Raw genomic sequence first — 24,790 nt, 5'->3', positions numbered from 1 at the left:
TGGCTCGTTCCGCGCGATTCGACGTAGTGAGACATGAGTATTTCCCCGACGGCCCGGAATTCTTTACCCGGTGCTCAGTGGGCGTCAACCGATGTTCGGCGGGGTGATTTCCCCACCCCGCCGAACGTGAATGCCGCACGGGTCGTGGCTACCGCGCGGCTCGGACCGGGTGCTTGACTGGCGCCATGACCACTGCTGATGCGGCCGGGCGGGCAGCGCGCGCCTCGATCATCACCGTCGACGACGACCCGGGGGTGTCCCGGGCGATCGCGCGCGACCTGCGCGCCCAGTACGGCGCGGCGTACCGGATCGTGCGGGCGGAGTCCGGGGAGCAGGCGCTGGAGGCGGTCCGGGAGATCAAGCTGCGCGGCGAGGAGGTCGCGGCGCTGGTCGCCGACTACCGGATGCCCGGGATGTCCGGTATCGAGTTCCTCGAGCAGGCCATGGTGGTGTTCCCGCTGGCCAGGCGGGTGCTGCTGACCGCGTACGCCGACACCGACGCCGCGATCCGGGCGATCAACGTGGTCGACCTGGACCACTACCTGCTCAAGCCGTGGGACCCGCCGCGGGAGAAGCTGTTCCCGGTGCTCGACGACCTGCTCGCGGCCTGGTCGGTGGCGGGTCGCCAGCCCGCGCGGCAGGTGCGGGTGGTGGGGCACCGCTGGTCGAGCCGTTCGTACGAGGTGCGCGACTTCCTCGCCCGCAACTCGGTGCCGTTCAGCTGGTACGCGCTCGGCGACGACGCGGAGAGCGAGCGGCTGCTCAGCGCGGCCGGGCAGGACGGGACCCGGTTGCCGGTGGTGGTGACCGAGGACGGCACGGCGCTGGTCGAACCGACCGACGCGGAGTTGGCCGCCACGGTCGGCCTGAGCACGGTGCCGACGACCGACTTCTACGACCTGATCGTGGTCGGCGGCGGCCCGGCCGGGCTCGGCGCGGCGGTCTACGGCGGGTCCGAGGGGCTGCGCACGGTGCTGGTGGAGCGGATGGCCACCGGCGGGCAGGCCGGGACGAGCAGCCGGATCGAGAACTACCTGGGTTTCCCCGACGGGGTGTCCGGGGAGCAGCTGACGGAGCGGGCGCGCAGGCAGGCGGCGAAGTTCGCGGTGGAGGTGCTGACCACGCGGCAGGTCGTGGCGCTGGAACCGCGCGGCGCGGCCAGGGTGGTGCGGTTCGACGACGGCACGGAGCTGGCCGCGCACACGGTGATCCTCGCGACCGGCGTGTCGTACCGGATGCTGACCGCGCCCGGCCTCGACGACCTGTCCGGTCGGGGCGTGTTCTACGGCGCGGCGACCACCGAGGGACCGGCGTGCTCCGGCGCGGACGTCTACATCGTCGGCGGCGCGAACTCCGCGGGCCAGGCGGCGATGTACTTCGCGCGGCACGCCAAGCGCGTGGTGCTGGTGGTGCGCGGCGAGTCGCTGGACCGGTCGATGTCGCGCTACCTCATCGACCAGATCGCCGAGGTACCGTGCATCGAGGTGCTGACCTGCACCGAGGTCGTCGCCGGGACCGGTGGCGACCACCTGGAGACGCTGACGCTGCGCGACAACCGCACCGGCGAGTCGACGACGGTGGCCGCGTCGTGGCTGTTCGCGTTCATCGGCGCGGCGCCGCGCACGGACTGGCTGGAGGGCACCCTGTCCCGCGACCGCAACGGGTTCGTGCTGGCGGGCCCGGACCTGGTGACCGACGGCGCCCGACCGCCCGGCTGGGACCTCGCGCGCGACCCGTACCACCTGGAGACGAGCCTGCCGGGGGTGTTCGTGGCCGGTGACGTGCGGGCGGAGTCGGTGAAGCGGGTCGCCTCGGCGGTCGGCGAGGGCGCGATGGCGGTCTCGCTGGTGCACCGGTACCTGGAGAAGGCATGACCCCCGACGAGATCCGCGGCCTGTTCCTGTTCGAGAGCCTCGACGACGAGCAGCTGGCGTGGCTGGCCGAGCACGGCGTCGTCGAGACCAGCGCCGCGGGCACCGAGGTGCTGGCCGAGGGCGACCCCGCGACCTGCTTCTTCGTGCTGCTGGACGGGACGGTGTCGCTGCTGCGGACCATCGGCGGCGAGCGCGCGGAGATCAGCCGCACCGACCACCGGGGCTCGTACTTCGGCGCGACGCAGGCGTACCTGCAGGACGACGTGACCTCGCGGCGCGTCTACCTGATGACGGTCGTGGCGGTCACCGACGTGCGGATGCTGCAGCTGCCCGCCGCCGAGTTCGGCCCGGCGGTGCGGTCCTGGTTCCCGATGGGCGTGCACCTGCTGGAGGGCCTGTTCTGGGGGATGCAGGCGACCCAGGCGGTGGTCAGCCAGCGGGAGCGGCTGCTGGCGCTCGGCTCGCTGACCGCGGGCCTGACCCACGAGCTGAACAACCCCGCGGCCGCCGCCGTCCGGGCCACCGCCGCGCTGCGCGAGCGGGTCGCGGGCATGCGCCACAAGCTGTCCCTCCTCGCCTCCGGCACCCTCGACCCCGCCACGCTGCCCGCCCTGGTCCGGTTGCAGGAGGAGGCCGTAGAGCGGGTCGCCAAGGCGCCCCGGCTCTCGCCCATGGAGGCCAGCGACCGCGAGGACGAACTGGCCGATTGGCTCACCGACCACGGCATCGCGGGCGGCTGGGACCTGGCCCCGGTGCTGGTCGCGGGCGGTCTCGACGTCACCTGGCTGGCCACCGCCGTGGGCACCTGCCCGGTCACCGCCACCGAGGCCGCCGTCCGCTGGCTCGCCTACACGGTCGAGACCGAGGCCCTGATCAACGAGATCGAGGACTCCACCACCCGGGTCTCCACCCTCGTCGGCGCCGCCAAGCAGTACTCCCAACTCGACCGCGCGCCGTTCCAGGTCGTCGACGTCCACGACCTGTTGGACGCCACCCTGGTGATGCTGGGTGGCAAGTTCGGAACCGGCGTCCAGGTCCACAAGGAGTACGACCGCTCGGTGCCCTTGTTGCCCGGTTATGCGGCCGAGCTGAACCAGGTGTGGACGAACCTGATCGACAACGCCCTGGCCGCGATGAACGGGTCGGGGGTGTTGACGCTGCGCACCTCGCACAGCGAGGGCCGGTTGCTGGTGGAGATAGCGGATACCGGGTCCGGGATTCCACCGGAGGTCGTCAGCCGGGTGTTCGAGCCGTTCTTCACCACCAAACCGGTCGGCGAGGGCACCGGGCTCGGGTTGGACATCTCCTGGCGGATCGTGGTGGCCAAGCACCACGGTGACATCCGGGTGGAGTCCGAGCCGGGCGACACGCGGTTCCGGGTGTGGTTGCCGCTGACCCAGCCCTGACCGGTGCCAAGTGGACGGTCGCGGGTACCCGCTTTCGTGTTGACCTCGTCGTTGTCGCAGGTCAGGGCTGGGACGCGGGTGTAGCCTCTGGCAATGCGCGAGGTCGTCCAGGGGCCGCTGGGGTTGTTCTTGTCGCAGACCGCGAAGGTGGTGGGGCGCGCGATGGAGGACGCCATGGCGGCGGAGGGCGGCAGCGTCCCGGTGTGGCAGGTGCTGCTGACCGTGAAGACCCGATCGGTGGGCAACCAGCGGGAGTTGGCGGCGGCCGTGGGGATCCAGAGCGCGACGCTCACCCACCACCTCAACAGCATGGAGGACGGCGGGCTGCTGACCCGGCGGCGGGCACCGGGCAACCGGCGGGTGCACGAGGTGGCGCTCACCCAGCGCGGGGAAGACCTGTTCGTGCGGCTCAGCGACGTGGTCAGCGGGTTCGAGGGGCGGCTCGGGTTGTCCAGCGCCGAGGCCGCGACCCTGGTGACCTTGCTTGGCCGGGTGCGCGCCAATGTCTCCGCGGTGGACTGCTCCGCTGTGGACTAGACGGGTGTGGACAGTCGATTGTGGACGAAAGGATCTTGGATTGAACGGCTGTGGATCAACCAGCCGCGAACCGGACGACCTGTGGACTGAACGGCGGGTGTGCGTGGTGCCACCCTGCGTCGGACACCACGCACACCCGCCCGCCAGGTGGCACTAGCGCTCGGCGAGGTACCGCGTCGCGGTCGCGCGGAGCCGGTCGTGCACACCGTCGTAGGCCGGGACGCCGACGACGTCCTTGCCGACCTTGGCCAGCATCGTGTAGTTCGTGTCCACGACGTTGCCCGCCGGGGCCAGGCCGGTCTGGCTGATCAGCTGGTAGGAGTCGAGCGGGTCGAGCCCGAGCAGCTGCCCGGTCCAGCCGACCAGGTCGTGCTGGCTGATCCGGAACGCGTCCTCCAGCGGGCGCGCCGTCCCGGTCGACATCAGGTAGCGGTCGTCCTCGAGCCGGGGCCACGGGCACGCCGCGCCCTTGATCAGGTCGACGACGACCACCGTCGACATCGCCGCCTCCACCGCCGTGCCGCAGACCTCGCCCTCGCCCTGGCGGCAGTGGCCGTCGCCGAGGGAGATCAGCGCGCCGGGGACGTTGACGCCGAAGTACGCCGTGGTGCCCGCGCGCATCTCCGGGGTGTCCATGTTCCCGCCGTGCGCGCCGGGGGTGATGCTCATGATCACCTCGTGCGCGGCGGGGGCGACGCCGACGGTGCCGTGCATGGGGTCCAGCGGCAGTTCGATGCTGAAATCGCTGTTCCTGGCGTGGAAGCGGCACACCCACTTGTCCACGTCCACGTCGTAGCGCCACACCCGTTCCGGCAGCGCGTCGTGCAGCATCGCGGTCGTGTGCGTGGCGGTCAGCGCGCCGAAGTGCGGGAACGTCGTGGAGACCGCCCAGTCGCGGCGGGGCCGGATGTCGACGAAGTGCACCGCGACGGTGTCCCCAGGTTCGGCGCCCTCGACCGCGATCGGACCGGTGACCGGGTTGAGGTACGGGAACTGGCACACCTGGCTGGGCAGGTCGTCCACCCCGCGCACCGCGCCGCCGAAACAGTCCTCAGTGGACAATTCGACGACCGTCCCGGGCGGCACGGTCAGCGCCGGTTCCCGGTTGCCGAAGGCGTACGCGGGTTCGGACTCCAGTCGCTGGACCCTCACTTGTCCTCCCCGCCGATGCCCGCCAGCGCGGGGCGCCGCCCGGTGGCCAGCAGCCCGACCAGGATCACCGCGCCGATGCCCAGCCAGACGAAGCCGAGCGCCTGGGCGGCGACCTTGGCGTTGATCACGACGTAGGCCAGGATGCCGAACCCGATGAGCGGCGCGATGAGGTGCTTCCACCAGTCGCGGCTGCCCGAGCGGATGACGTAGTGCACGACGACGGACACGTGCAGCACCAGGAACGCGGTCATCGCGCCGAAGTTCACCAGGGAGCTGAGCAGGGTGATGCCGTCGTCGCGGGTCTGCATGTAGAGGCCGAGCGCCAGCGAGACACCCGCGACGAGCAGGGTCGCGTTGACCGGGACCTTGCGGGTCGGGTGGACCTTGGCCAGGAACTTCGGCAGCTGCCGGTCGCGGGCCATGGCGTAGAGCAGGCGGGACGTGGCGGCCTGGGCGACCAGCGAGTTCGCGAAGCCCCAGGACACGGCGGTCGCGGCCGCGGTGAGCACCGCCAGCCACCCCCCACCGGCGACCCGGGCGGCGTCGTAGAACGAGGTCCCGGCGGCGTCGCCGTTGGCGATCAGCCCGGCGGGGTCGGGCACCAGCAGCGCGGCGACCCAGGTCTGGACGATGAACAGCACGCCGGTGACCAGCAGCGCGGCGATCATCGACCGGCCGATCGCCCTGGCCGAGTCGCGGTTCTCCTCGGCGAGGGTGGAGATGCCGTCGAAGCCCAGGAAGCTGAGCACCGCGATGGAGACCGCGCCGAACACCAGCGTCCAGGAGAAGGTGGCGCTGTCGAACAACGGCGCGAAGCTGAAGCCGCGGCCCTTGCCCTGCGTCAGCGCGACGACCCCGATGACGATGAAGACGGCCAGGATGAGCAACTGGGCGACCAGCATGACCCGGTTGACCTTGGCGGTCATCTCGATGCCCAGGAAGTTGACCGCGGTGTTGAGCAGGACGAACGCCACCAGCCACAGCCACACCGGGATGGCGGGCAGCAGCGAGTTCATCGCGATGCCCGCGATCAGGTAGAGCAGGCTGGGCACCAGCACGTAGTCGAGCAGGATCATCCAGCCGGAGAGGAACCCGACCGGGGAGGCGATGCCGCGCCCGGCGTAGGTGTAGACCGAGCCCGCCATCGGGAACGCCTTGGCCATCTGGGCGTAGGAGTTGGCGGTGAACAGCATCGCCAGCATGCCGATGGCGTAGGCCAGCGCGATCATGCCGCCGGAGCCTGCGAACACGCTGCCGAAGATGCCGAACGGCGCGATCGGCACCATGAAGATCAAGCCGTAGACCAGCAGGTCCTTGAAGCCCAGCGTCCGCCGCAGCTCCTGGGTGTAGCCGTACTGGCCGAGCCCACCGTCCTCGCCCATCGCTCCTCCTAGCCCGAGCACGCCCCGGCCAACCGGCCGCGGTGGGCGAAGCGTAGAGCCGTTGCTTCCATTTGAAAATAGTTCAGCCGGGACTGGTTTCCGACGGGGTGGCGTTTCCCGCTCCGAGCTGGTGGGACACGGCGCGGCGGCCCGGCGCGCGGTCGATCAGCGGGTCGGCCAACCGGGTGAGCGGGGCCACATCGCCACCCGTCCGGTGTAGGCCGCGCACCCCGGGGGTATTTGACCGGGGAACGACAACGACCGCCAATCGAGGGGACCATCCGATGTGGATCGCGCTCGCCATGCCGTTCGTGCTGATGCTCGGCGCCGTGGGTATGCAGCGGCTGGAGCCGACCGCGCTCGCCCCGGCCACCAGTGACGACCCGTTGCAGCGCACCGACATCTGACCCGATGCGTCCTTTGTGGACGCCTAGAGTTTGAGGTCCCGGAGCAGCGCCGAGAGTCCCGCCACGGTGTCCGCGCTGAGCCGCTCGACGAGCCCGCGCTCATGGGCCGCGGCCAGCGCCTCCAGCCGGTCGAGCTTCGTACGACCCAGTTCAGAGATGTGCACCGACACCCGGCGACGATCTTCCGGAGACTGGGTGCGGTAGAGGAAAGCCGAGTCGACCAGGGCGTCGACCAGGCGGGTGAGCGTCGGGTGCGGGATCTCGACGGTGACCGCCAACTCCCCCATCGACCGCCCGTCCGGATCGGCGGCGAGCGCGCGCAGCACCCGCCACTGGTCGACGGTCGTCGACTCCTCCTCCAGGGCGGTGCCCAGGTCACGGGCGAGCGCCCGCTGCGCCCTGGTCAGCAGATCGACCAGGTCGGGCACCTGCGTGCCGCGCTGACCAGCCATGACGTGCCCTTCGCCGGGAGACCTCCCGGCGAGCATACTGTCCGGTCATGGACTCCACCTCGGTCGTGCGCGCGGTCGTGCGGGACCGGGTGGAGGTCGCGCTGACCGGACCGGACCCCGCGGTGCTGCGCCTGGGCCTGCTGCTGCCGCTCTCCGGGGCGCTCGGGCTGACCGGTCCGTCGGGCCTGATGGCCTCGACGCTGGCGGCCACCGAGCTGAACACCGCGGGCGGGGTCGTGGGGCGGCCGGTGCAGTTGGTGCTGCTCGACGCGGGGCAGGCGCCGGCGGTGGTCGCCGCCGACGCGATCGCGCTGGCCGGGCTTGTCGACGCTTATGTCGGATTCCACACGAGCGACGTGCACCGGGCGCTGGAGATCGCACTGGGCGGGCGGGTGCCGTACATCTTCACGCCCCCGCACGAGGGCGGCCGTCGTCGCGCTGGGGTCGTGCTGCTGGGTGACAGTCCGACACAGCAATTGGCCCCGGCTGTCCGCTGGCTGGTCACCCGGCGCGGTGCGCGCCGCTGGGCCCTGGTGGGGAGTGACTACATCTGGCCACGGGCGGTCCACCAGGCAGCGGGTCGGATCGTGCGCGCCCTGGGGGCGGAGGTCGTGGCCGAGCGCCTGGTGCCCTTCCCCGGGACCGGCATCGACGCGGAGGCCATCGTCACGGGCCTGGGTCGGCTGCGCGCGGACGCGATCTTGCTGAGCCTGGTGGGGCGGGACCTGGCGCAGTTCAACCGGGTGTTCGCCGCGTCGCCACTGGCTTCCCGCGTGGTGCGACTGTCGGGCTCGCTGGAGGAAAACGGCCTGCTCGCGGCCGGGGGTGACGACACGGGCGAGCTGTACGCGGCGATGCGGTCGTTCGCGGGACAGGGCGACGACCGGCGGATGTCGCTGGCTGAGCGACACCGGGCGTTGTTCGGGGGAACGGCGCCGGTGCTGGACGCCTACGCGGAGGCTTGCTACGACGGGGTGCACTTGGCGGCGGCTTTGGCGGCGGTGCGCGCTCTGACACCGGACCTGGCCCAGGTGGGAACGGTTCGGCTGTTGACTTCCGGGGATCGGATGCCGTGGTCGGGGGCACCGCTGGGGCCGCCTCGCGCTGGCGGCTTCTTGGCCCGGGCGACAGGCTTGGACTTGACGGTGATCGCCCCGCTGTCGGGGTGACCTGGGGCCTCATCGCCTGCGCCCCCTGGCCGTGCCCGCGCTCGAGGCGATGGGGGTCTTGCGGGCCCGCTGCGGAGCTCTGACCTGGCAGTTCGCCGCCGGGGCCGCCCGAAAATCCCTCTTCTGGGTGACAGAAGTTATCCACATGTCGATCTCTGCGTGGGTCGGTTCAAGATCCACTGTCAGGGGGTCCCGGTAGACTGGCCCAGGGACGCCCCCCCCCCCGGAGTGGGTGGGGGCCGGGCCAGGCTTGGGGTGGGCCCCCGGGGGCGTCAAGGGGGTTCGCTCGAAGGTGTGACGATGGGGGTGCACGGTGGCGCGCTGGGGGGCGCGCGGCGGCGCGCTGGGGGCGGCGTCACCGAGGCGGTCGGATGGCGCGGCGGCGGCTTGCGGTGGTGGGGACTCACGGCGGGGCGCTGGTGGCGGTGTAGGCGCGAAAAAGAGTGAGGCGCCGCGGGTGGCAGGGTTCCGCGTGGTGGGGAGTACCGGAGGCCTGGCTGGCGGGGTGGGGACTGACGAGAAGCCGAGGCCACTGTTGTTGGGGATGAGGCGGAGCCTGGCCGCAGCGCGGGGCCTCAGGGACGGGGGCTGGGGCAAAGAAGGGCACCGAGGCGAGGGGTCAGGCCAGGCCTGCGTGGTGTTCGAGGCGGGATAGGCGGTCCAGGAGGGGGGCCAGTTCGGCGCGCAATGCTGTTGTCAGGGCTGGGGTGGGGTCTGGGGTGTTGGCGCGGAGGTGGACGTAGCCGGCGAGGGCTGCGAGGACTGCGGTGCGGGTTTGCTTGAGGGTGGCGCCGTGGGTGGTGAGGGAGTGGGCGGCGGGGGTTTCCTGGTCGGCGAGGATGCCGAGGAGCAGGTGTTCGCAGCCGACGTAGTTGTGGCCGTGGGTCAGGGCTTCGGTGACGGCCAGTTCGAGGGCCGCGGCGGCGGAGGGGGCGAAGCGGGTGGCTGGGGTGTCGCCTGTGGACAGTGGGGGGTGGATGGCCGCGGGGTCGACGCCGGTGGCGCGCAGGACGTGGACGGCGAGGTTGGCGCCCTCGGCCAGCAGGCCGTGCAGGAGGTGTTCGGCGCCGACCTCGGGGACGCCGTCGGTGCGGGCGCGGTCGACGGCGAGGCGGACGACGGCCTTGGCGCGGTCGGTGAAGTGGGTGAGCGAGGCGGTGGGGTCGGTGTCGACGTCGCCGAGGACCGTGGCGCGGATGGCGGTGACCCGGCGGACCGATTCCTCCAGGGCGCGCTGGCAGATCGCCGAGAGCGGCACGCCGGAGTCGCGGACCGCCTCGGCTAGGTCATCCGACAGGTAGACATTCACCTTGGGCATACCCCCATGTATAACCCCAGCAAGGGGTAGCCGTCAAGGAACGCATTCCCACCGGCAGTTCGCCACACGATCGGGTGGCAGGAAAGGGCGATTTCCCCGCTGCTCCGTAGGGTGGGTCCGCACCGCGTGGGAATTGCCGCGGCAATGCCGCAGGCCCGCGTGGGGAATCCCAGCCGAGGAGCCGCCGTGATCGCGACCGCAGTACTGTCCGCCGTCCTGCTGGCCGCGCTCCCCGCCCCCGCCGAGGGGCAACCGCGGCTGAGCATCTCGGTGGACAACACCGCGGCGGCGATCACCGGCGAGCGGCTCACCTACACCGTCGTGCTGCGCAACCTGGGCGGCGCGGCGGTCGACGGCCTCGCCCTCACCCAGAGCGTGCCGACCGGGCTGCGCTTCGACACCGCCGACCCGAGCGGCACCGCGGGCGCCACGGCCGTGCAGTGGTCGGTCGACCTCGCGGGCGGCGGCGAGGCGGTGTTCCGCTCGACCATGACGGTGGTCGGCGACGACAAGGCCAGGGTGGCGACCATCGCGTGCGCGAGCACGGTGCAGGACGGCCCGCCGCTGGTGTGCGCGTCGCACTCGGCGCGGGTGGTGGCCGCCGCGGCGGACTCCTGGGTGACCCGCAACCGCTGGTACGTCGCCTGCGGGCTGCTCTTGGCCGCCGGGGTCGCGCTGTTCGCCCGCAGGCGGTTGTCCGCGCGCGAGGAAACCGACTGACCGTACCGCGTCCGAACCCGGTTCCTACTGTCCGGAATAGACCGGTTGGCGCGGAAGTCGGCAACGTCACACTAGAACAGTTCCGGCCCGGGAAAGCGAACGAGCGGCGAACCCTGGGTAGCCGCGTCTGACGCGCGCCACCACGACGAGAGTAGTGCGACCACCGCTGCCTGCACATTCGGTGAACGGCGCGGCGCCGTTCGTACTTCGATGACCGAAATGTCTGGTGGCCCTTTTCCCCGAACGGCCCAACGCCTTCCGCCGGAGGTGGTCGGCGATCGCCTCGACGAGCGAGCGAACCCAGTAACGGCAACCTGTTCGCCGCGACTCCGTAGGTGTCTTGGTGATCATCGGGGGATGGCGTAGGGGGATTTCTCATGGATGTCGTTGTGCCCGCGCACAACGAGGAGTTCGGCATCACCGCGTGCCTGGACCGGCTCGCCGAGTCGGTCGAGGTGAACCGCGTCGTCGTGGTCGCGAACGGCTGTGCCGATCGAACCGCCGAACTGGCCCGTGCCCATCCCAGCGCACCGCTGGTCCTCGAGGTCCCGGAACCCGGGAAAGCGGCCGCGCTCAATGCGGGCGACGCGCTCTGTGTCGATTTCCCGCGAGCCTATCTGGACGCCGATATCGAATTGCGCGGCGCTGACCTGGACGCACTCGCCGCGGCCGCCCGCGAGCCGGGGGTCGCGGCCGCGATGCCGTCGGCGCGGCTGGACCTGACCGGCGCGTCGTGGGCGGTGCGCCGCTACTACGCGGTCTGGCAGCGGCTCCCGTCGGTGCACCGCTCGGCCGCCGGGCGCGGTGTCTACGTGCTCGACCGCGACGCGCACGAGCGGCTGTTCCCGCTGCCGCCGGACCTGATCAGCGACGACGGCCACGTGTCGAACTCGGTGCGCAACCGGACCGTGGTGGCGGGCGCGGTGGTGACCGTGCGGGCGCCCAAGGACCTGCGCAGCCTGGTGCGCAGGCGCCAGCGGGTGCACCGCGGCAACACCCACATCCAGCAGAGCAGCGCGGCGGGCACCGGGATGGCGACGATGGTCGCGCTGGTGCGCACCCGCCAGGCCTACGTGGTGGACGTGGCGGTGTTCGTCGCTGTGACGCTGCTCGCCAGGGTGCTGGTCACCACCCGCCGCGGCCCGGTCGAGTGGGGCACCGACCAGTCCAGCAGGACCGCGGTCCGCACCTGATCCGGAATCGTTCCCAGCGGCGGCGTCGACCGGCAAACAGTCCATTGAGGAATACTCGGGCGCCGGTGTCGCGGGTGACGGCAAGGGGTCGCATGGCCTTTACCATTTATTGGGATACACCCAATCGGCGCTGACTGGCGTTCACGTGGGCTGCTAGCTTGGGTTTCGGAAGGACTCTGGGGAGATCGACCACCGAAACCCGCGCACCACCGGCACTCGCGGCTATTCCCGCGAATGCCGGTGGTCTTCGCGCGGACTCTTCGCACGAATCGCAAGCCCACACCACCAGGAGGACAGCTGTGTCTCCGAAAGGCAGGCTCGCCGCGCTCGTCGTCGGTGTCGGCCTCGTGGCCGGGGTCGGCATCGCCGCGCCCGCGCTCGCCACGCCGACCGCCCCCGCCGCAGCACCGGCCGGGGTCACCTCGACGACCTACACCGCAGGCTTCGAAGGCGGCGACTGGGAAGGCTGGTCACCGGAAGACGGTGGCAACACCAGGGGCTGGTGGATCGACCACACCACCGCGCAGGCGCACGGCGGTAGCCAGTCGCTGAACTACCAACTGGACGGCACCTGGGACAACGGGACCATCTGGATCGAGAAGGAGTTCACCGCGCCGACGGGCACCGCCGTGCCGGTGGCGGTGACCTACTGGGCGTGGTCGCCCGCCGCGGGTGGCCCTGGTTCGGGCTACTGGCTGACGACGGCGTCGATCAAGGGCGTCGACCACGACCTCGGTGCCACCGCGTCGAACCCGCCGTGGGACAACCTGGGCACCTGGGACATCACGCCGGAGCACTACTACGGCGGCTGGCACCAGTACACGAAGTCGACGACGGTCAACACCGTGGCCTCGGGCAACAAGGTGAACGTGGCCATCGCGCTGCACGCGAACTTCGAGACCACAAGGGACTACCTGCACTTCGACGACGTGTCCGTCACCATCGGCTGACCTGGGGGAAACGATGTTGTCCAGGAAACTCACCGCCATCGCGGCGGCGGTCGTCACCGCGGGCGCGGCGCTGTTCGCGGGCGATGCCGCCGCCAGCCCGAGCCGCACCACCGCGGTCACCTACACCTACAACTTCGACGGCACCGACGGCGACGTGCAGCACGACGACGGCGGAACCTCCGGCTACTGGGTGGACCGCAACTCCACCGTGGCGCGCAGCGGGACCAAGTCGGCGCGGTACCGGATCCGGTCGTTCAACTCCGCGGGCAAGCCGTGGATCCAGTGGACCTACCTGAACCCGCAGCAGTCGGCGGCGCTGCCGGTCGAGATCAGCTTCTACGTGCGCTCCTCCTCGGGTGGAGCGGCGAACGCGTGGAACGCGTCGGCGTACGCGAGCACCGTCAACCCGCACAGCGACTCCGGTTCGCCGAGCGCGGGGTGGCAGTACCAGGGCATCACCCACACCGCTAACACGTGGGCGAAGTACACCTTCACCACGACGGTGAACACGGTGTCGCAGCCCGAGTTGAACGTCGCCGTGGGCATCTCGGCGGCGTGGCCGTCGACCCGCACCTACTACATCGACGACGTCGTCGTCAAAGTCGGCTGAGTGAAGGTCGGCTGAGCACAGCCTGCTGAACGACGGTCGGTGGCCCAACGGCCCCAACCACCGACCACACAGGACAGTGGCCCGGTCTGGACTCCAGGCCGGGCCACTGTGGACCGGTTACGCGAAACCCCGGTCCGCGAAGGGTGTGTCGGCCAGCGCGGCTGTGGCGCGGTGCAGCTCGGTGTCGGTGTCGATCGCGTCGAAGGCGTCGTAGGCGTAGAGGTCGGCCACGAACGCGTCCACCTTCTCCTGGGTGGTCGACGCCATCAGGAAGACGTGCGCCAGGTGCCGGATACCGCTGTCGTCGCCCGGTCGCATCCGCTGGCTCACCGTCGACAGCGACCACTTGGCCACCAGCCGAGCGCTGGGCCGCCGGAACCGCACGGTGATCGCCAGTGGCGTGCGGTCGACGAACAGGCTGTCCTCGGCGAACTTCAGCCGCCGGTAGGCCTCCACCTTGTGCAGCTGCTCGACGAGGTAGGCGGCCATCCGCTGGGAGTGCACCGCCAGCGAGACCTGCTTGCCCTCGGAGGTCCGCGCGAGGTGGTCCCACAGCACGATCGGCGAGAACCCGTTGCGCGACCCGGCGAACGTCGTGTCCAGCGAGCCGATGTAGTCGGGTGTGCTCGGTGGCTGCATCTGGTACTTGACCTTGGTCATCAGGATGCCGCACGGCCACGGCGCGCCGAGCCACTTGTGCCCGCTGACCACGATGGAGGCCACCATGTCCAGCTCGACCGGCTCCGCGTCGTGCGGCGCGAACCGGGACCGGACCCCGAAGTCGAACTCCGGCACCGGGACCTGCGGGGTGTAGCCGTACTTGGGTTCCTTCTCCGCCCTGGCCAGGAACGGCACGTACCCGGCGCCGAGTGCGCCGTCGATGTGGATCCAGAACCCGCGCCTGCGGTCGCTTCTGCGGCCCTGTCCATAGTGGATCTCACGATCGATCAGCCCGTGCCGGTGGAACACCGGGAGCAGGCGGTCGGCGACCTCGCGGACCGGGTCGTGGGCGCCCTTGAAGGTGCTGCCGAAGTTGAGGTTGACGATGATCGGATGGCCCTTGCCCGCGAAGAAGTCGACCACCGCGACCAGCGCGTCGACGTCGATCGACCCGGGGCCGAAGGTCGAGTACCGCTCGTCGCGGTCGGTGCCGCTCGGTAGCGCGGAGGGCACGTCGTCCGGCCAGACGCCGCCGTTGATCGGGCACTCCGTCGGGTACCGCCCGCGGCCCATCTCCCCGAAGGTCGGCAGGTTCAGCACCCGCACGGCCTTGCTGAACGAGTAGTGGGTGTCCTCGGAGTAGAACACCACCGGCTGGTACGCCGGGTTGTCCGGCGTCGCGTCGTGCGGGTCGGCGTAGGTGAGGGAGGTGCTCTCGGGCCCCTCCTCCCCCAGCAGCCTGCGACCGGCGAGGTAGTCGCGGGCGTTCCACAGCGCGTACATATTGCCTTCGGTGGAGCCCATGCTCAGCACGTAACCCCAGCAGGACTCGCGGTCGGTGGGCGCGTACGGCTTGCCGTGCCACAGCTCGGCGAAGTAGGCGAGCACGGCCTGCTCGACGACCTTGGAGTTGACCTTGAGGCCACCGTCGGCGAACGGGTCGCCGATGTTGTTGATGTGGGTGCGCAGGAACCGGCCGAGGTCCTCGGCGTAGCCGCCCATGTCCGCGTTGACCTGATAGCCGAGCAGGTGGTCGCGCTTGTACTCCAGGTGCGCGGCCAACTGGTCGAGCACCGCGGCCCGCTCGGTGTCGGTCAGGCCCGTGCGCCGGAGCTTGAGCTGCTCGGCGGTGGGTGGCCCCGGCGGCAGCGAGTTCCACGCCTCCGGGTCCGGGAGCACGAGGTCCTCGCTGAACACGTCGCCGCGCACAGCGGACGGGCGGCTGTCGACCTGCGTCATGTCGGTCCTTTCCGTCGACGTGGGCGCCATCGGGCTGCCGCGCCCCCCACCCGGCCTACCGCAGCCGCCGACCGGCGTGAACGGCGCGCGGGCGAGACCACCCGGCCGGGTCCGGCGGCCACCCGGGCGGGGTTTACAGGCAACCGCGCGGCTGCCTATGCTGAACGGGCAACCACAGGGTTGCCTGTCTGGAGGGGTGGGCGTGGACCACAGCGACCAGGTCTTCCGCGCGCTGGCCGACCCCAGCCGCCGCGACCTGCTCGACCGGCTCAACGAGCACGACGGGCTGACCCTGCGCGAACTCTGCGCGGGGCTGGCGATGAGCAGGCAGGCGGTGAGCAAGCACCTGGCCGTGCTGGAGGCGGCCAACCTGGTCAGCACCGCGTGGCGCGGCCGGGAGAAGCTGCACCACCTCAACGCCGAGCCGGTCAACGCCATCGCCGACCGCTGGATAAGGCAGTACGACCGGGGGCGCGTGCGCGCGCTCGCCGACCTGAGACAAGCACTGGAGCACCCGATGACCGCCCCCGAGGGACCCACCGAGTTCGTCTACACCACCTACATCGACACCACGCCGGAGCGGCTCTGGCAGGCGCTGACCGAGCCCGCGTTCACCAGCAGGTACTGGGGCGTGGAGTTCACCACCGAGTGGGTGACCGGCGCGCCGATGACCTGGAAGGAGAACGGGGTCAGCATCACCGACCCGGAGCAGGTCGTGCTGCTGGCCGACCCGCCGCGGCGGCTGTCCTACACCTGGCACACGCTCAGCGACGAGTGGCGCGACTCGCACGGGTTCGACCCGGCGGAGATCGCGGTGCTGGCCGGGCAGCGCCGGTCCAAGGTCACCTTCGACATCGAGCCGCTCGAGGGCCGGGTGCGGCTGCGGGTCACCCACGACGGGTTCGAGCCGGGCAGCGACCTGGTGGCCGGGGTCAGCCAGGGCTGGCCGGAGATCGTCTCCAGCCTCAAGACCCTGCTGGAAACCGGGGACCCGCTGCCTGCCGCGAAGCGGTAGTCTGCGCACCCGGTCCGCTCCCCCGGGGCAACCGAGCCGCTCGGATCCGCCTGATTAGCTGACACCACGTCACGAAAAGGCGCCCGGAACGTGTGGCTTGGACCACTCGGACCGGTGTTCCGCGATCCACTCCCTCAGATTCACCCTTTCTAGCTACTAAAGCCGCTCAGGTCGGCATTTTTGCCACAGAGCGTGTAGTTCGCCCGTTGTTCTCGGCCCGTATCGGTCCGGCGGCGGGGTCGCGGTGCCCCTCAATGACACGCAGCGTCCGAGTTGGACTGTCCACAGTCACCCGGTCGATCCACCCGCTGCGTCACGCTGGGCACACTCGTTCGTGTCACTCCTAAGAACCAGCCCATAGTCCGCGATGGACTGTGTGGTGCACACGAGCAGGAACCGCGTCCCCGCCCTACCGGCACCACCCATGCCGGACCGAGAAGAGGTTGGCCATGACCACGTCCCCGGAGAACGTGCCCGCCGCGCGTCAGCGGTCGCGCACGCGTGACCGCAGGTCCGCTCTCATCGTGATCCTGGGTGGCCTCATCGGCACCGTGCTGCTGGCGCTGTCGCTGACCGGGACGCTGTCCGCGTTCACCGCCGCGATCACCAACACCACCGACACCGTGTCCACCGGCTCGCTGGTCATGCAGGAGACCGACGGCACCAACACCTGCACCAGCAGCAGCTCGGCGACCAACTCGGTGAACTGCGCGACCATCAACAAGTACACCGGCAACACGCTGATGCCCGGTGGCTCCGCGACCAAGACGGTGACCCTGTCCAACCAGGGCAGCATCACCCCCGCGACCTTCACCCTCACCCCGGCCACGTGCAGCCAGTCCGGCTCGGTCAGCGGCATCACGCCGGCGTCGGACTTCTGCGCGCAGGTGACGCTGAAGATCTACGCCGCCGCCACCGCGACCGGCCCCACCTCCTACAACGGCACCCTCGCCGCGTTCACCACGCCGCTGTCGCTGACCGCGCTCGCACCCGCGGGCTCGCAGGCGTACACCTTCGTCGTCAGCTTGCCCTCGGGCCTGGGCAACAGCTACATGGGCCTCACCGCCTCTCAGCAGCTGACCTGGACGTTCAGCTCGTAATGCGATGACCGACCAGCAGCGGCGACGAGAGCGGCGCGGTGCCAAGCACCGGGCCGCTCCGTCGCGCGCCGTGGTGCGGCTGCTCGCGGCGGTGGGCGCGGTGCTGGTCCTGGGTCTGGTGCTCGTGCTGAGCTGGCGGGCCACCGGTGGGCGGTGGCTGTCGGTCGACTCGCCGTCGATGGGGCAGGCGGCCCCGGTCGGCACGCTCGTGCTCACCCGGCCGACCACGCTCGACGAGGTCCGGGTCGGCGACATCATCTCGTTCGACCCGGTCGAGGGCGGGGTCACCCACACCCACCGGGTCTCGCGGATCACCGACGGGGTGGTGTTCACCAAGGGCGACATCAACGGCGCCGAGGACCCGCGCCCGGTGGCCGCCGACCACCTGGTCGGCAAGGTGGTGGCCCGGCTGTGGGGCGTGGCGTACCTGGTCAAGTCGCTGCCGGTCCTGCTGCCCGGCGCCGGGCTGGTGTGGCTGCTGACCCGCTGGTCGACCCCGCGCTGGCGGATGTCGACCCGGCTGGTCGGCTACTCCGTGGTGGTGTGCGCGGCGATCCTCGTGCTGCGCCCGCTGGTCAACGCCGCGGTGCTGACCACGATCGGCGAGGCGGGGCTGACCACGGCGACGGTCGTGGCCACCGGGTTGCTGCCGATCCGCGTGCAGGACCCGGACGGGGTGTTCGCCGACCTGCACGCCGGTCAGGTCGGCGAGCTGGTGAGCGCCGCGGCCAACGCCGACGGGCAGGTGCCGTTCACCGTCGACGCGCACATGTCCGTTTTGTGGTGGACAGTGTGCCTGGCGCTGTGTTGCGTCCCGTTGGCGGTATCGGTGGTGCTGGGCAGAAGGACGGAGCGATGACCAAGCGGCGGCTGGCGGCGTTGGCCGGGGTGCTCGTCCTGGTCACCTGGCTCGGCACCAGCTCCACCGTCAGCGCCTTCCTGGCCCGCGTGGTCAACACCACCAACCGGGTCACCTCGGCGGTCCTGGACTGCACTCAGGTGCCGCTCGCCGACGGCGCCACCCGCCACTACCCGCTCAACGAGGGCAGCGGCGGCGTCATCGCCTACGACGCGTCCTCCACCGGCGCGGACGGCACCTACCAGGGCGGCCGCAACTCCAACGCCGCCAACCCGTACCCGTGCGCGCGCCCGGTGGACTGGTACGCGCGCCTGGACCAGACGCACTGGGTGTCCACCCCCGGCACCATCGCCATCGCCCCCGGGTCGAGCACCACCCAGGAGGCCTGGTTCCGCACCGTCAACAGCCAGGGCGTCATCTGCGGCTTCGGCGGCACCCAGACCGGCGCGTCGACCAACAAGACCAACCTGCTCACCATCACCAGCACCGGCCGGGTCGCGTTCCTGGTGAAGGGCTCGTCCAACTACGAGCTGACCACCTCGTACTCCCTCAACGACGGCGCCTGGCACCACGTCGTCGGCGTCCACAACGCCTCCACCGGCCTGTTCCTCTACGTCGACGGCGCCCTCCGGGCCTCCAACGCCAGCGGCCACCCGTCCGCGCTGACCGCGTACTTCCGCATCGGCTACGAGAACACCAACGGCTTCACCAACGGCTTCGGCTCCGACCAGGACCTGGCCCACTTCTGGGACTACATGGCCTTCGTCTCCTTCTACCCCTACGCCTTCACCTCCACCCAGGTCACCCAGCACTACAACCTCGGCGCCTAGGCCAAGATGGGCGGGTGAGGTCCAGACACCTGCCGCACCGGTCGGCCGCGGTGCCCGAACTGGTCGCGGGCTTCCAGCGGCGATCGATCCCGGAGCTGGACTCGCTGGCCCCCGGCGGGGTCGTGCTGTCGGGCATGGGCGGGGTCGGCAAGACCCAGGCCGCGGCGGACCACGCCACCTGGGCTTGGGAGTCCGGCGAACTGGCGCTGGTCGGCTGGGTGACGGCCACGAACCGCGCGACCGTGATCGGCGCGTTGGCGGAATTGGGTGCGGTCGTCACCGGCGCCGTGGTCGACGACGCGGACCAGGGCGCACAGCACTTCCTGGACTGGTGCGCGACGACCGGCACCCGGTGGCTGGTGGTGTTCGACGACGTGGACGACCCGGCGGAGCTGGCCGGGCTCTGGCCGAGCACCAGCGGGGCCGGGCGGCTGGTCGTGACCACCCGCCGCGACGAGCCCTGGGTACTGCGGTCGGCGACACGCGTGGTGGTGCCGGTCGACGTGTTCACCGAGGACGAGTCACTGGCGTACCTGCGCGGCGCGCTCGATGACGTCGACGGCGCGGGCGAACTCGCGGCGGTGCTCGGCCACCTGCCGCTGGCGTTGGGCCAGGCCGCCGCGCACATCACGATGGTCCCCGGCATGACCTGCCACGACTACCTGGCGAAGTGGCACGACCAGCGCACGGTCCTCGCGGAGCTGTTCCCGCACGGGTGGACGGGCGCCGACGGGTACGTCGACACCGTGGCGACGACGTGGTCGATCTCCATCGAGGCCGCGGACCGGCTCGACCCCGTGGGCATGGCGCGGCCGTTGCTGGGGATCGTCTCGCTGCTGGACCCCAACGGGATTCCCTTGTCCGTGCTGACAAGCGGACCCGTGTGCGAGTTCTTGTCGAAGGGCAGCAACCACTCGGTGGACGAGAACACCGCGGCGCGGGCCCTAGGGTGCCTGCGGCGGTTGAGCCTGGTGTCCACTCGTGCAGGCGATTCGGGTCCGGTGGTGCGGGCGCACGCCTTGGTGCAGCAGGCGACTCGGGAACAGCTCCCCGCCGAGTGGCTCGAGGTGCTCGTCACCGTGGCGGCCGACGCGCTGGTGGCGAGTTGGCCATCGGTGGAGCGGGATGTCCGGCTCGGGGCGGTGTTGCGGGCCAACGCCGCGGCCGTCTCCGAGCGCGGCGGACCGCTCCTGTGGCGGGACGGGTGCCACAATGTGCTGTTCGTGGCGGCAGGCAGCCTGGGCGAATCCGGGCAGGTCCACGCGGCGATCACCCGGCACGAGGAACTACACGCCGCGGCGGCCCACCACCTCGGTGCCGACCACCCCGACACCATGGCGCTGATCAACAACGCAGCGCACTGGCACGTCGAGGCGGGGCAGCACGAGGCTGCGGCGCGGATCCTCACCGCACTGCTGACCAGCGTCACCCGGGTGTTCGGCGCCGACCACCCGAACACCTTGACCACCCGCGACAACCTCGGCCGCGCGACGGGCCGGGCAGGCGACGCCGAGGGGGCGGCTGAGCTGTCCACCGACCTGCTCGCCGACCGGCTGCGGGTGCTGGGCCCTGACCACCCGGACACCCTGATCGCCCGCAACAACGTCGCCGCGTGGCGGGGAAAGTCCGGTGATGCGGCCGGAGCGATCCGAGCGCTCACCGACCTCGTCCGCGACCAAACCCGCGTCATCGGCGCCGACCACCCCCACACCCTCATCACCCGCAACAACCTCGCGAAGTACGTCGGCATCGCGGGCGACACCGCAGCGGCGATCCTGGCGTTCACCGAGCTGCTCACCGACCAACTCCGCGCGCTGGGCCCCGATCACCCCGACACCCTCACCACCCGCCACGAACTCGCCCGATCGCGCGGAGACGCCGGGGACGTGGCAGGCGCGATTGAAGCACTCACCGACCTGGCCGACGACCAACTCCGCGTCCTCGGCCCCGACCACCCGGAGTCCATCGTCACCCGCGAGACCATCGCCAACCTGCGCGCACGCCGCACCGACCACTAGACCTGAGGCTCAGCCGACGGGGGTGGCTTCTCTGGTGCGGCGGGTGCGTTGTTCGACTGGGTCTGGGATGGGGACGGCGTTGACGAGGCGGCGGGTGTAGTCGGCCGTGGGGGTGCGGAGGACTTGGTGGTGAGGGCCTTCCTCGATGACTTTGCCGCGGTGGAGGACGGTGACGCGGTGGGCCAAGGAGTCGACGACGGCCAGGTCGTGGCTGATGAAGAGACAGGCGAAGCCGTGGGTCTGTTGGAGGTCGGTGACCAGGTCCAGGATGGCGGCTTGGACGGAGACGTCCAGGGCGCTGGTGGGTTCGTCGGCGATCAGGAGGGTAGGGCGCAGGGCCAGGGCGCGGGCGATGCCGACGCGTTGGCGTTGGCCGCCGGAGAGTTCGCGGGGGCGGCGGCGGGCGTAGGACGCAGGGAGGCGGACCGAGTCCAGGAGGGCGGCGACGCGGGCTCGGTAGTCGGCGCCGCGGGCCACCTTGTGAACGCGCAGGGGTTCGCCGACACAGTCCTCAATGGACATACGCGGGTTGAGTGAGCCCCCCGGGTCCTGGAAGACGAAGCCGATCTGGCGGCGCGCCGCGGCAGGGGCACCACCGAGGACCGAGACGGTGCCGGACTCGGGGCGCAGCAGACCGGCGGCGACCTTGCCGATGGTCGACTTGCCCGACCCCGACTCCCCCACCAGCCCGACGACCTCACCCTGGCCGACCCGCAGGTCGACGTGGTCCACCGCCAGGAAGTCCTTGTACCGCACCACGACCTGGTCCAGGCTCAGCGCCACGTCGTCCACCGCCACCGCCGCGGGCTCCCGGTGGCCCAAGCGCGGCACGGCGGCGAGGAGTTCACGGGTGTACGCGCGGGACGGGCGAGCGAACAGGTCTTCCACCGGGGCCTGTTCGACGAGCTCACCCCGGTGCATGACCGCCACCCGGTCGGCGAGGTCGGCGACCACGCCCATGTTGTGCGTGATGAGCAGGATCGCGGTCCCGAGCCGGTCCCGCAGGTCGCGCAGCAGGTCCAGGATCTCCGCCTGGACCGTGACGTCGAGCGCGGTCGTCGGTTCGTCGGCGATGATCAGCCGCGGGTTGTTGGCCAGCGCGAGCGCGATGACCACGCGTTGCTTCTGGCCGCCGGAGAGCTGGTGCGGGTAGTGGCGCACCCGCTCGCCCGGGTCGGGGATGCCGACCAGGTCCAGCAGTCGGACGGCCTCCCCCAGCGCCTGTGCCTTCGACAGCGGTTGGTGCGCGCGCAGCACCGCCGCGATCTGCCAGCCGACGGTGTGCACCGGGTTCAGCGCGGTCGCGGGTTCCTGGAACACCATGGCGATCCGCTGCCCGCGCACCTGCCGCAAGGTCTCGTCGGACGCGCCGACCAGCTCCTGCTCCCCCAGCCGCGCGCTGCCGCTCACCGACGCGGTGCCCGGCAGCAAACCGAGCACCGCCCGCGCCGTTACCGACTTGCCCGAGCCGGACTCCCCCACCAGCGCGAGGATCTCCCCTTCGGCGATGGTGAGGTCGACCCCGCGAACGGCCTCCACAGCGCCGAAGGAGACCCGCAACCCCGCCACTGCCAACACCTCAGTCGTAGACACGCTCGGCCTCCGCCCAGAGTCGCGCGATCAGCTTGGGGTCGTAGTCGGCCTGCGCGCCCGGTTCGTACCGGACGTGGCGCAGGGTCCCGGTGTACGGGAACGTGCCCGCGCGGGTGTGCAGGTCCCAGTCGACGGGGCCGCCCCGGTCCGCGCCGACACTGATGCCGGTGAACGGCGCGAGACCGATCAGCTGCGCGACCGGGCCCACCTCGGCGGAACCCGAGTCGGTGGCCAGCACGAACGACCACTGGAAGTCCGGCAACGCGGTGGCCGACAACCGGATCGGTCCACCGTCGAGCGGCACGGGGCCCGAGCGGTGCACGGCGCCGTAGGCGTTGTAGGTCAGGTGCGCCGCGCCGCCCTCGAGGTAGACGACGTACCCGCCGCCCTGGTCACCGTGGGAGAACAGCACCCCCTCGCCCGGTACACCGTCCACAGTGGCCTCGACGACGAAGTCCCGGAACTGCACCAGCTGCGCCGACCGGTACCGCTCCAGCAACGGCGTACCCGGGTACAGCGTGACGGGCCGCTCCAAGCGCTCATCGGCCGGGCGGCGCAGGTCGTTGGCCGGGGTGTAGTCGTTGAGCGGGAACACAGCGTTGTTCCACGCCGCGTGCTCCCACGCCGCCGCCAACTCAGCCAGCTTCTCCGGGTGCTCGGCCGCGACGTTCGTCGTCTCGGTCGGGTCCGTGGCGACGTGGTAGAGCTCCCACTCGCTGTCGTCGAACGGCTTGCCCGGGATGTGCCGGGTGACGATCTTCCACCCATCCGCGTAGTACCCGCGGTTGCCGCCGGTCTCGGTGTACTGGGTCGTGTGTGGACTCTCCACCGCCGGGTCGCGCAGGACCGGGACCGCGCTGACGCCGTCCTCCTCGGCCGACGCCACGCCGTGCCGATCCGCCAACCGGGGCACCCCGGCCAGCTCCAGCAGCGTCGGCGTCACGTCGGTCACGTACACGTACTGGTGCCGCAGGCCTGCTTCCAGCCCGGCGGGCCAGTGCACGATGAACGGCGTGCGCACCCCACCGGCGTAGGTGTCGAACTTGTAGAGCCGGAACGGGGTGTTCGACGCCTGCGCCCAGCCGCGCGGGTAGTGGATCGTGGTCTGCGGACCGCCGAGCAGGTCGAGCTCGCGCTCGACGTCACGCTCCCAAGTGGACGGCACGCCGGGCACGTGCACGAACTGGCTGAAGTAGCTGCGCGTCCCGGCGGGCCCGCCCTCGGCGGTCGCGCCGTTGTCGGAGGTGAAGACGATGATCGTGTTGTCCAGTTCCCCGTGCTTGCGCAGGGTTTCCACGATCCGCCCGACGCTCTGGTCCACGTTGTCCAGCGACGCCGCGTAGACCTCCATGTACCGGGCGAACAGCTCCTGCTGCTCGACCGTCAGCTCGTCCCACGGCGGCACGTCCTTGCCCGGCTCGCTGTTGCGCGGCGGGAGCGCGGTGCCCGCCGGGAACAGACCCTCGGCGAGCTGCTTGGCGAACCGCTTCTCCCGGATGGCGTCCCAGCCCTCGGCGTAGCGGCCCCGGTAGCGCTGGAGGTCGGAGTCCTTGGCGCCCAGCGGTCCGTGCATCGCGTGGTGGGCGAAGTAGAGGAAGAACGGCTTGTCCGGGTCGCTGGCCCGCAGCGTGTCGATCATGCGGGTGGCGCGGTCGGTCAGGTCGTCGGTGAGGTAGTAGCCCTCGGGGAAATCACCGTCATACGGGCTGTTGTCCCAGACCAGCCGGTGCGGGTGGTGCAGGTTGGTCAGGCCCTCCAGGCTGCCGAAGTACCGGTCGAACCCGCGCTGCAGCGGCCACGACGACCGGTCGGCGGCGTCGTGGCTGGCCGCGTCGCGGGTCAGGTGCCACTTGCCGACGGCGAAGGTCGCGTACCCGGCGCCGCGCAGCGACTCGGCCAGCGACGGCGCGTTGTCGGGCAGCTGGAAGGAGTACGCCGGGTAGCCGGGGTCGGAGTTGGCCGGGAACGCGAAGCCCGCGCGGTGCGGGTTGAGCCCGGTCAGCAGCGCCGCGCGCGAGGGCGAGCACAGCGGTGTCGTGTGGTAATTGGTCAACCGCAGGCCACCGGCGGCGAGTGCGTCCAGCGCCGGAGTCGCGATCTCGCCCCCGAACGGGCCGATGTCGGCGTACCCCAGGTCGTCGACGAGCACGACGACGATGTTGGGGCCCATGGCGCGCTTCTCCGCGGGCCACCCGGGGCGCGACTCGGCAAAGACCCGGCCGACCTGGCCGGTGAATCCGTCGTACCCGCGGGCGTGCGGTGGGAGAGCGGGCGGGGTCGGGTCGGTCGCGGTCGGATCGGTCATG

21 protein-coding genes are annotated in these 24,790 nt (G+C 71.1%); 14 read left to right on the top strand and 7 right to left on the bottom strand.

The genetic code is table 11. The features are described 5' to 3' along the window. Positions 1-185 precede the first annotated feature (185 nt). The 3 genes from LV79_RS28315 (at position 186) to LV79_RS28305 (ending at position 3,817) form a co-directional block, all read left to right on the top strand. Positions 186-1,874 carry an NAD(P)/FAD-dependent oxidoreductase gene (locus LV79_RS28315; protein WP_253841338.1) on the top strand — a complete coding sequence of 563 codons (1,689 nt, stop codon included), beginning with the start codon at positions 186-188 and terminating at the stop codon, positions 1,872-1,874. Beyond that, positions 1,871-3,280: an ATP-binding protein gene (locus LV79_RS28310; protein WP_253841337.1), complete on the top strand. Its 1,410-nt coding sequence runs from the start codon at positions 1,871-1,873 to the stop codon at positions 3,278-3,280. The genes LV79_RS28315 and LV79_RS28310 overlap by 4 nt, the downstream gene beginning before the upstream one ends. 93 nt (positions 3,281-3,373) lie before the next feature. Further along, positions 3,374-3,817, top strand: coding sequence for a MarR family winged helix-turn-helix transcriptional regulator (locus LV79_RS28305; protein ID WP_253841336.1), 444 nt, complete (start codon positions 3,374-3,376; stop codon positions 3,815-3,817). Between the two features lie 153 nt (positions 3,818-3,970). On the opposite strand, the gene LV79_RS28300 is transcribed toward LV79_RS28305, so the two are convergent. Continuing rightward, complete coding sequence (locus LV79_RS28300) at positions 3,971-4,969, bottom strand: acetamidase/formamidase family protein (RefSeq protein ID WP_253841335.1); 999 nt, start codon at positions 4,967-4,969, stop codon at positions 3,971-3,973. Then, positions 4,966-6,351 (bottom strand): APC family permease, encoded by a 1,386-nt coding sequence (locus tag LV79_RS28295; protein WP_253841334.1) that lies wholly within the window; start codon positions 6,349-6,351, stop codon positions 4,966-4,968. The genes LV79_RS28300 and LV79_RS28295 overlap by 4 nt, the downstream gene beginning before the upstream one ends. Before the next feature lie 284 nt (positions 6,352-6,635). On the opposite strand from LV79_RS28295, the gene LV79_RS34160 reads away from it, so the two are divergent. Next, the gene (locus tag LV79_RS34160; protein WP_285470348.1) at positions 6,636-6,758 is read left to right on the top strand and encodes a hypothetical protein; all 123 of its coding nucleotides are present in this window, start codon (positions 6,636-6,638) and stop codon (positions 6,756-6,758) included. 23 nt (positions 6,759-6,781) lie between these two features. Here LV79_RS34160 and LV79_RS28290 read toward each other — a convergent pair whose 3' ends face one another. Continuing rightward, positions 6,782-7,210, bottom strand: a complete 429-nt coding sequence (locus LV79_RS28290) for a MarR family winged helix-turn-helix transcriptional regulator (protein WP_253841333.1) — start codon at positions 7,208-7,210, stop codon at positions 6,782-6,784. A 47-nt stretch (positions 7,211-7,257) separates the two neighbouring features. Here LV79_RS28290 and LV79_RS28285 point away from each other — a divergent pair, with 47 nt between their 5' ends. Then, positions 7,258-8,379 (top strand): ABC transporter substrate-binding protein, encoded by a 1,122-nt coding sequence (locus LV79_RS28285; protein ID WP_253841332.1) that lies wholly within the window; start codon positions 7,258-7,260, stop codon positions 8,377-8,379. A gap of 619 nt (positions 8,380-8,998) precedes the next feature. Here the strand turns inward: LV79_RS28285 and LV79_RS28280 are convergent. Further along, positions 8,999-9,697 (bottom strand): type II toxin-antitoxin system CcdA family antitoxin, encoded by a 699-nt coding sequence (locus tag LV79_RS28280; RefSeq protein ID WP_253841331.1) that lies wholly within the window; start codon positions 9,695-9,697, stop codon positions 8,999-9,001. Between the two features lie 186 nt (positions 9,698-9,883). Here LV79_RS28280 and LV79_RS28275 point away from each other — a divergent pair, with 186 nt between their 5' ends. The 4 genes from LV79_RS28275 (at position 9,884) to LV79_RS28260 (ending at position 13,170) form a co-directional block, all read left to right on the top strand. Then, the gene (locus LV79_RS28275; RefSeq protein ID WP_253841330.1) at positions 9,884-10,417 is read left to right on the top strand and encodes a DUF11 domain-containing protein; all 534 of its coding nucleotides are present in this window, start codon (positions 9,884-9,886) and stop codon (positions 10,415-10,417) included. Positions 10,418-10,794: 377 nt separating this feature from the next. Beyond that, a complete protein-coding gene (locus tag LV79_RS28270) occupies positions 10,795-11,610 on the top strand; it encodes a glycosyltransferase family 2 protein (protein WP_253841329.1) in 816 nt (271 codons plus the stop codon). Between the two features lie 299 nt (positions 11,611-11,909). Continuing rightward, positions 11,910-12,560 (top strand): hypothetical protein, encoded by a 651-nt coding sequence (locus tag LV79_RS28265; protein WP_253841328.1) that lies wholly within the window; start codon positions 11,910-11,912, stop codon positions 12,558-12,560. Positions 12,561-12,573: 13 nt separating this feature from the next. Further along, positions 12,574-13,170, top strand: a complete 597-nt coding sequence (locus LV79_RS28260; protein ID WP_253841327.1) for a DUF4859 domain-containing protein — start codon at positions 12,574-12,576, stop codon at positions 13,168-13,170. A gap of 117 nt (positions 13,171-13,287) precedes the next feature. On the opposite strand, the gene LV79_RS28255 is transcribed toward LV79_RS28260, so the two are convergent. After that, positions 13,288-15,069: a PLP-dependent aminotransferase family protein gene (locus LV79_RS28255; RefSeq protein WP_253841326.1), complete on the bottom strand. Its 1,782-nt coding sequence runs from the start codon at positions 15,067-15,069 to the stop codon at positions 13,288-13,290. Between the two features lie 202 nt (positions 15,070-15,271). Between LV79_RS28255 and LV79_RS28250 the strand changes: the two genes are divergently transcribed. From LV79_RS28250 to LV79_RS34670, 5 genes are all read left to right on the top strand, one after another. Beyond that, positions 15,272-16,084, top strand: coding sequence for an ArsR/SmtB family transcription factor (locus LV79_RS28250; protein WP_253841325.1), 813 nt, complete (start codon positions 15,272-15,274; stop codon positions 16,082-16,084). Between the two features lie 449 nt (positions 16,085-16,533). Beyond that, positions 16,534-17,184 carry a hypothetical protein gene (locus LV79_RS28245; protein ID WP_253841324.1) on the top strand — a complete coding sequence of 217 codons (651 nt, stop codon included), beginning with the start codon at positions 16,534-16,536 and terminating at the stop codon, positions 17,182-17,184. A gap of 4 nt (positions 17,185-17,188) precedes the next feature. Next, complete coding sequence (locus LV79_RS28240) at positions 17,189-18,043, top strand: signal peptidase I (protein WP_253841323.1); 855 nt, start codon at positions 17,189-17,191, stop codon at positions 18,041-18,043. After that, positions 18,040-18,873: a LamG-like jellyroll fold domain-containing protein gene (locus tag LV79_RS34155; RefSeq protein ID WP_285470350.1), complete on the top strand. Its 834-nt coding sequence runs from the start codon at positions 18,040-18,042 to the stop codon at positions 18,871-18,873. Before LV79_RS28240 ends, LV79_RS34155 begins: the two co-directional genes overlap by 4 nt. A 14-nt stretch (positions 18,874-18,887) precedes the next feature. Next, positions 18,888-20,891: a tetratricopeptide repeat protein gene (locus LV79_RS34670; RefSeq protein WP_253841322.1), complete on the top strand. Its 2,004-nt coding sequence runs from the start codon at positions 18,888-18,890 to the stop codon at positions 20,889-20,891. Positions 20,892-20,900: 9 nt separating this feature from the next. On the opposite strand, the gene LV79_RS28225 is transcribed toward LV79_RS34670, so the two are convergent. Together LV79_RS28225 and LV79_RS28220 are read right to left on the bottom strand one after the other, a co-directional pair. Continuing rightward, a complete protein-coding gene (locus LV79_RS28225) occupies positions 20,901-22,484 on the bottom strand; it encodes a dipeptide ABC transporter ATP-binding protein (RefSeq protein WP_253841321.1) in 1,584 nt (527 codons plus the stop codon). Further along, complete coding sequence (locus LV79_RS28220) at positions 22,471-24,789, bottom strand: arylsulfatase (protein ID WP_253841320.1); 2,319 nt, start codon at positions 24,787-24,789, stop codon at positions 22,471-22,473. The genes LV79_RS28225 and LV79_RS28220 overlap by 14 nt, the downstream gene beginning before the upstream one ends. Position 24,790 lies beyond the last annotated feature (1 nt).

Origin of the sequence: Actinokineospora globicatena (genome assembly GCF_024171945.1) — a bacterium.
Lineage (GTDB): Bacteria > Actinomycetota > Actinomycetes > Mycobacteriales > Pseudonocardiaceae > Actinokineospora > Actinokineospora globicatena.
This window is presented reverse-complemented; position numbering and strand designations above follow the sequence as displayed.

Coding starts and splice junctions, on each gene's coding strand:
- LV79_RS28310 (WP_253841337.1), top strand. CDS start 1,871: ATGACCCCCGACGAGATCCGCGGCCTGTTCCTGTTCGAGAGCCTCGAC.
- LV79_RS28315 (WP_253841338.1), top strand. CDS start 186: ATGACCACTGCTGATGCGGCCGGGCGGGCAGCGCGCGCCTCGATCATC.
- LV79_RS28260 (WP_253841327.1), top strand. CDS start 12,574: ATGTTGTCCAGGAAACTCACCGCCATCGCGGCGGCGGTCGTCACCGCG.
- LV79_RS28220 (WP_253841320.1), bottom strand. CDS start 24,789: ATGACCGATCCGACCGCGACCGACCCGACCCCGCCCGCTCTCCCACCG.
- LV79_RS34160 (WP_285470348.1), top strand. CDS start 6,636: ATGTGGATCGCGCTCGCCATGCCGTTCGTGCTGATGCTCGGCGCCGTG.
- LV79_RS28280 (WP_253841331.1), bottom strand. CDS start 9,697: ATGCCCAAGGTGAATGTCTACCTGTCGGATGACCTAGCCGAGGCGGTC.
- LV79_RS28270 (WP_253841329.1), top strand. CDS start 10,795: ATGGATGTCGTTGTGCCCGCGCACAACGAGGAGTTCGGCATCACCGCG.
- LV79_RS34155 (WP_285470350.1), top strand. CDS start 18,040: ATGACCAAGCGGCGGCTGGCGGCGTTGGCCGGGGTGCTCGTCCTGGTC.
- LV79_RS28245 (WP_253841324.1), top strand. CDS start 16,534: ATGACCACGTCCCCGGAGAACGTGCCCGCCGCGCGTCAGCGGTCGCGC.
- LV79_RS28305 (WP_253841336.1), top strand. CDS start 3,374: ATGCGCGAGGTCGTCCAGGGGCCGCTGGGGTTGTTCTTGTCGCAGACC.
- LV79_RS28290 (WP_253841333.1), bottom strand. CDS start 7,210: ATGGCTGGTCAGCGCGGCACGCAGGTGCCCGACCTGGTCGATCTGCTG.
- LV79_RS28240 (WP_253841323.1), top strand. CDS start 17,189: ATGACCGACCAGCAGCGGCGACGAGAGCGGCGCGGTGCCAAGCACCGG.
- LV79_RS28255 (WP_253841326.1), bottom strand. CDS start 15,069: ATGACGCAGGTCGACAGCCGCCCGTCCGCTGTGCGCGGCGACGTGTTC.
- LV79_RS28295 (WP_253841334.1), bottom strand. CDS start 6,351: ATGGGCGAGGACGGTGGGCTCGGCCAGTACGGCTACACCCAGGAGCTG.
- LV79_RS28285 (WP_253841332.1), top strand. CDS start 7,258: ATGGACTCCACCTCGGTCGTGCGCGCGGTCGTGCGGGACCGGGTGGAG.